This is a genomic window from Microtetraspora sp. AC03309 (assembly GCF_020826795.1).
Taxonomy (GTDB): Bacteria; Actinomycetota; Actinomycetes; order Streptosporangiales; family Streptosporangiaceae; genus Microtetraspora; species Microtetraspora glauca.
Map to the genome: position 1 here is coordinate 1 of NZ_JADDIL010000275.1, position 826 is coordinate 826.

The 826-nt window shown below is 63.6% G+C and carries 2 pseudogenes; both read left to right on the top strand.

Going from position 1 to position 826, the window contains the following annotated elements:
• Positions 1-418: pseudogene (locus IMZ11_RS42805) on the top strand (hypothetical protein); the annotation flags it as partial.
• Positions 415-826 (top strand): annotated as a pseudogene (locus tag IMZ11_RS42810) (alpha/beta hydrolase); the annotation flags it as partial. The pseudogenes IMZ11_RS42805 and IMZ11_RS42810, both read left to right, overlap by 4 nt.

Here is an 826-nt window from a genome sequence, read left to right on the forward strand (position 1 = left end):
CCGCAATGAGGCCCGAGAACGTGCCCTTCCTGCCACAGCGCCCGATCTGACCAATTGGGAACGCTGCCACCAGGCGGCCTCCGCGCACTGGACGACCTACCGACATCGGCTGGCCGAGATCATCAGCGTGTCCCAGATGGCGATGGTCGACGACGACTTCGCCGAATACTGGGACGAGATCTGTCAGCTACCCATCACCATGATCACCGAAATGATCAAACACGCTCAGCACCAAGGGTTCTGCCCTGACGACGACCCCCATCTGACCGCCGTCGCCTTGGTGTCGATGCTCAACCAGTTCTGCTACGCCCAACTGTCCGGCGGCCGTGACGCCCGCGCCGACGACACCGCGTGTATCACCACTCTGGCCAACGTGTTCTACCGGACCATCTACCACGAGGAGAGCCCCCGCCCATGAGCAACGCTTCACCGGAAGTGGTCCGCGAATTCATCGGCCTCGAATCGCCCACCGCCCAGCGTGCCGGCGCGGGAGGGTATCCGTGCCAGGGGCTCTATTACCGGAGCGCACAACGCAAACCGACGGTCGCGGTGATCGCCACGCACTACCAGATCGACTTCTCCGAGCACTACATCGCCGATTACCTGGCCGCCAGGGGCATCGGCTTCCTCGGCTGGAACACCCGCTTCCGCGGATTCGAGAGCAGCTTCCTGCTGGACCATGCCCTGGTTGACATCGGGGTCGGGGTGCGGTGGCTCCGTGAGCAGCAGAACATCGAAACCGTTGTCCTGTTGGGTAACTCCGGCGGCGGCTCACTGATGGCGGCCTACCAGTCCCAGGCTGTCGAGCCGAATGTTCAGCCACTCG